Below are 5,252 nucleotides of genomic sequence, written 5' to 3'. Positions count from 1 at the left end.
CCGACATCCTGCTCGGTACTGACGCGCGTCACAATCACACCCGCCGCGGTGGAGATCACCAGCGCCGGGATCTGCGCCACCAGACCATCACCGATGGTTAACAGCGTATAGGTTTCTGCCGCATGGCCCAGCGGCATACTGTGCTGCACCACCCCGACCAGCAGGCCGCCGATCACATTAATGATCATGATCATAATGCCGGCGATAGCATCGCCGCGCACAAACTTACTGGCACCGTCCATCGAGCCGTAGAAATCCGCTTCCTGCGTCACGTCGGAGCGGCGTTTTTTCGCTTCATCTTCGCCAATCAGTCCGGCGTTCAGATCGGCATCAATCGCCATCTGCTTACCGGGCATCCCGTCCAGCACAAAACGCGCGCCGACTTCGGCGATGCGTCCGGCACCTTTGGTGATCACCATAAAGTTGATAATAACGAGGATAATAAACACCACGATACCGATGGCAAAGTTGCCGCCCACCAGGAAGTGGCCGAAGGCTTCGACCACCTGCCCGGCAGCCGCAGCACCGGTATGACCTTCCATCAGAATAATACGGGTGGAAGCGACATTCAGCGCCAGACGCAGTAAGGTCGAAAACAGCAGAATGGTCGGGAAGGCGGCAAATTCCAGCGTGCGCTGGGTGAACATCGCCACCAGCAGCACCATAATTGACAGAGCAATATTAAAGGTAAACAGCAAATCGAGGATAAACGCCGGTAATGGCAATACCATCATCGACAGGATCATCAGAATCAGGATCGGCCCGGCCAGCACCTGCCACTGTGTCTCTTTAAAGTTGCCCGGCAACCGTAATAACGCGGCCAGATTAGCCATCAGTTTTTTTCTCTCCAGCAAAGTCCAGTGCTTCCGGCACCGGCAAACGTTCAGGTTTCTTAGGAATCAGACCGCCTTCCACTTTCCAGCGCTTCAGCTGCCAGACCCAGGCCAGCACTTCCGCCACCGCGGCGTACAGCGAGCCGGGAATATGTTGGCCGATCTCACTGTGGCGATACAGCGCACGCGCCAGCGGCGGTGCTTCCAGTAGCGGAATACGATTCTGCTGACCGATCTCACGAATGCGCAGTGCAATCTCCCCGGCTCCCTTTGCCAGCACTTTTGGCGCGCTCATTTTCTTCTCGTCATACTGTAGCGCGACCGAGTAATGGGTCGGGTTGGTGACAATCACGTCAGCTTTTGGCACATCCGCCATCATGCGGCGTCGCGCGGCGGCATGCATCGCCTGGCGAATACGCCCTTTAATATGCGGATCGCCCTCTTGTTGCTTAAATTCGTCGCGGATTTCCTGGCGCGTCATGCGCAGCTGCTTAAAGTAGCTGTAGAGTTGCCAGAACACGTCAAAACCGACCATCGGAATCAGGCCGAGCAGAATTAACAGTCCACATACTGCAATCAGGTTCAGCGCATGGCCTAAGGCGGCAACCGGCGATTCGGTGATCAGACGCAGCATTTCGGGCCAGCTGCTCCACAGATACCAGCCGGTGACGCTGCCCACCAGCACCGCTTTCAAAATAGCTTTTAACAGTTCGGCCCAGGCCTGCGCCGCAATCATGCGCTTCAGGCCTTTCAGTGGATTGAGTTTGCCAAAGTCGACTTTGATCGCTTTGCCGCTGAGCACAATGCCACCCAGCATCATCGGTGCGGCAATCGCCACCAGCACCAGCCCGCTCATAACCGGCAACAGCGCCCAGACGGCCTGCCCGAGCAAGGAGCTGATATGGCGGATGCTCTGCTTGTCATCGCTGATAATGCTGTGATCGAAATTCAGGCCTGAGGAGACCATGGCAGCCAGCTGACGCGCCATCGGTTCGCCGCCCAGCCAAAGGATCATGACGCCGACTAACAGCATTAATAATGAGGTCATTTCGCGCGAACGCGGAATCTGCCCCTCCTCACGCGCTTTTTCTAATCGGTGGGGTGTGGGGGCTTCTGTTTTTTCCTCATCACTGTCTTGGGACACGGCAGCAAACCTGTATGGGCGGAATTTCAGGCACTAGCATGCCAAAAGCGCAGCGGTATGATTGCGCGATCAAAGAAGAAAAATAGCGGTTATTTTAAGGATGGCGGGAAATCGTTAAAACGGGCGACGTACTCGCCGCCCGTGTAATTGATATCAAAAACCGAGGCTATCCAGCAGATCGTCAACCTGATCCTGATTCGCCACGACGCCAGGCGCAGCCGCATTCATCTGTGGACCATTCAGCAAGCTGTCATTCTCTTTTTTCTGACGCGCACTGCCTTCCGGGATATTTTCCAGCAGTACCATCAGCAGTTGACGCTCAATCTCCTGAATCACATCCATCATGCGTTTGATCACCTGACCGGTGAGATCCTGGAAATCCTGCGCCATCATGATTTCCATCAGCTGGGCGTGGGTAAACGACGTATGATCCGGCACCGATTCCAGATAACCACGGGTATCCGAAACCAGTGAACGGGCATCTGCAAGCTCAATCGGATTTTCAAACCACTCATCCCAGCGCCCTTTCAGCTGTTTTGCACCGTTCTCCAGCAGCGTCTGACGTGGTTGAGAAGCTTCGACACTGTTCAGCGCGCGCTCTGCCGCCTGCGCCGTCATCTGTACCACATAATCCAGACGATCGCGGGCATCAGGAATGGCTTCCGCCGCTTCCGCGATGGCCTGATCCAGCCCCAGTTCGCGCAGGCTGTCACGCAGCATACGCGTTAGTGACCCAATGCGCGAAATGATGTCATGTGCAGACGCCGCATCGGTATTGGGTTTCGGAAGTTCGCTCATCACGTCTCCTTACATTCCCAGTTTTTCGAAGATTTTATTTAACTTCTCTTCCAGGGTTGCAGCGGTAAAAGGTTTAACCACATAGCCGCTGGCACCCGCCTGTGCAGCCGCAATAATATTCTCTTTCTTGGCTTCCGCCGTCACCATCAGCACCGGCAGCGCAGCCATCGCCGCGTCGGCACGAATGGTTTTCAGCAGCTCCAGTCCGTCAATATTCGGCATGTTCCAGTCAGAAATGACGAAATCAAACTCACCGGCACGCAGTTTGTTCAATGCATCCGCGCCATCTTCCGCTTCTTCAACATTGCTGAATCCCAGCTCTTTCAGCAGGTTACGCACAATACGACGCATCGTATTGAAGTCATCCACCACCAAAAAGCGCATATTTTTATCGACCATATCTACTCCTGTTTTGACCCGAATCGCAGGACGGGATTACACTAAATTCGCAATGCCTGTCCGGCGCTAATTTTTGCCAGCATGTGCTGACTGATTTGGTGGAGATCCACCACTTCACTGACACCCCCGTGCGCAATAGCCTCACGCGGCATGCCGAAAACCACACAACTCGCTTCGCTCTGGGCGATGGTCCAGGCACCGGCCTGATGCATCGTTTTTAATCCGGCCGCGCCATCACTGCCCATACCGGTCAGGATCACCCCCACCGCATTGCGCCCGGCGTAGTGCGCGACCGAGTTAAACAGCACGTCCACCGATGGCTTATGGCGATTCACCGCCGGGCCGTCATTCAGTCTGACCTGATAGTTGGCCCCGCTGCGCGCCAGCTCGAGATGCATCGCACCCGGCGCGATATAGGCATGACCGGGCAAAATGCGCTCGCCATCCTCCGCCTCTTTCACGGTGATTTGACACAGTTTGTTCAGCCTCTCGGCAAAAGAACGGGTGAAACCCGGCGGCATATGCTGAGTGATTAGCAGTGCCGGACTGGTCACTGGCAACGGTTGCAGCACATGACGAATCGCCTCGGTGCCGCCCGTTGAAGCACCAATCGCAATCAGCTTCTCACTGCTCAGTAACGGCCCGGCTTTCAGCATCGCCGGCACCGCCTGGGTCGGACGCACATGCAGCCTGGCGCGTGCTGCCGCACGCACTTTGTCGGCAATCATCTGGCTGTAGGCCAGCATCCCCTCACGAATGCCAAGCTGCGGCTTGGTGACAAAATCGACGGCACCCAGTTCCAGCGCGCGCAGCGTGACCTCAGAACCTTTACCGGTCAGTGATGACACCATCACCACCGGCATCGGACGCAGGCGCATCAGTTTTTCGAGGAAGTCGAGGCCGTCCATACGCGGCATTTCAACATCCAGCGTCAGCACTTGCGGATTGAGCTGTTTGATCAAATCGCGCGCGGCCAGCGGATCGGGAGCGGTGGCCACCATCTCCATATCCGGATGGCTGTTAATGATTTCCGTCATTAACTGCCGCATCAGCGCTGAGTCATCAACGCACATCACTGTGATTTTGCTCATTATCTTTCCTTAGTCAGCCCGTAAACCGTCTGTCCACGCAGATAAAACTCTTTGCTAATCTGGCTGAAGTTTTCTGAGTGACCGGCGAACAACAAACCGCCCGGCTTCAACAGCGGAACAAAACGGCGCAGGATCTTTTCCTGAGTCTCTTTATCGAAGTAGATCATTACGTTACGGCAAAAAATGGCGTCGAACGGACCCGGTAGCGCCCAGTCCGGCGCCAGCAGGTTAAGCCGGGCGTAATTCACCATGCCAGCCAGTTCCGAACGCACCCGCACCATACCTTCATGCGGGCCGGTGCCACGCAGGAAGAAACGCTGTAACTGTTGCGGTGACAGCGTGCGTAACTCCTCCTGGCGATAAACGCCGGCCACCGCTTTCTCCAGCACCTGCGTATCAATGTCGCTGGCGTGTACCTGGAATTTACCTGGACCCGCACCGAGGGTTTCTGCCAGCGTCATGGCGATCGACCACGGCTCTTCACCGGTCGAGGCGGCGGTACTCCAGACGTTAAAACTGCCGTTACGTCTTTTGGCATGTTCTGCGAGGATCGGAAAATGGTGCGCCTCACGGAAAAATGCCGTCAGGTTGGTGGTCAGCGCATTGATAAACGCCTGCCACTCGGCACTGTTAGGATCGTTTTCCAGCAGCGCCAGGTAACGACCAAAATCATCAATATTCAACATACGCAGCCGACGCACTAAGCGGTTGTAAACCATTTCGCGCTTGTGGTCGGCGAGGACGATGCCAGCTCGCTGATAAATCAGCTGACTGATACGGCGAAAATGCGTATCCGATAACGGCAGGCGCTGCACCATTTGCGACAGCAAGGTGGTGTTTTCAGGCTGTGCCAGCAACGTCGTTTTTTTCATTTAAAGGCCATCCAGCTTATCGCTGATTAAGGGGTTAAAACCGCATCGGTGCGGCCATCGAAAGAGAATCTCGTCACCGCCTCACTCAGATGTTCAGCTTGCGCTTCAAGGGCTT

The 5,252-nt window shown here is 55.6% G+C and carries 6 protein-coding genes; all 6 read right to left on the bottom strand.

Annotation, left to right across the window (positions count from 1 at the left end; all coding sequences use genetic code 11):
• Positions 1-833 (bottom strand): FHIPEP family type III secretion protein (locus NG42_RS23685; RefSeq protein WP_052902415.1); only part of this gene is annotated, 833 nt, incomplete at its 3' end.
• Entirely contained in the window at positions 826-1,977 is a 1,152-nt protein-coding gene (gene flhB / locus NG42_RS19515; RefSeq protein WP_052902346.1) for a flagellar biosynthesis protein FlhB, read from the bottom strand. The genes NG42_RS23685 and flhB, both read right to left, overlap by 8 nt.
• Positions 1,978-2,130: 153 nt before the next feature.
• Complete coding sequence (gene cheZ / locus NG42_RS19510; protein ID WP_052902344.1) at positions 2,131-2,775, bottom strand: protein phosphatase CheZ; 645 nt, start codon at positions 2,773-2,775, stop codon at positions 2,131-2,133.
• Positions 2,776-2,784: 9 nt separating this feature from the next.
• Positions 2,785-3,174, bottom strand: coding sequence for a chemotaxis response regulator CheY (gene cheY, locus NG42_RS19505; RefSeq protein WP_052902342.1), 390 nt, complete (start codon positions 3,172-3,174; stop codon positions 2,785-2,787).
• A 41-nt stretch (positions 3,175-3,215) separates the two neighbouring features.
• The gene (locus NG42_RS19500; RefSeq protein ID WP_052902340.1) at positions 3,216-4,265 is read right to left on the bottom strand and encodes a protein-glutamate methylesterase/protein-glutamine glutaminase; all 1,050 of its coding nucleotides are present in this window, start codon (positions 4,263-4,265) and stop codon (positions 3,216-3,218) included.
• A complete protein-coding gene (gene cheR, locus NG42_RS19495) occupies positions 4,265-5,137 on the bottom strand; it encodes a protein-glutamate O-methyltransferase CheR (protein WP_052902338.1) in 873 nt (290 codons plus the stop codon). The genes NG42_RS19500 and cheR overlap by 1 nt, the downstream gene beginning before the upstream one ends.
• Between the last annotated feature and the right edge of the window lie 115 nt (positions 5,138-5,252).

The sequence above is a fragment of the Winslowiella iniecta genome (assembly GCF_001267535.1).
In the GTDB taxonomy this organism is placed as follows: Bacteria; Pseudomonadota; Gammaproteobacteria; order Enterobacterales; family Enterobacteriaceae; genus Erwinia; species Erwinia iniecta.
The sequence above is the reverse complement of the archived record's forward strand: the minus strand, read 5'-3'. Positions and strand labels throughout refer to the sequence as shown.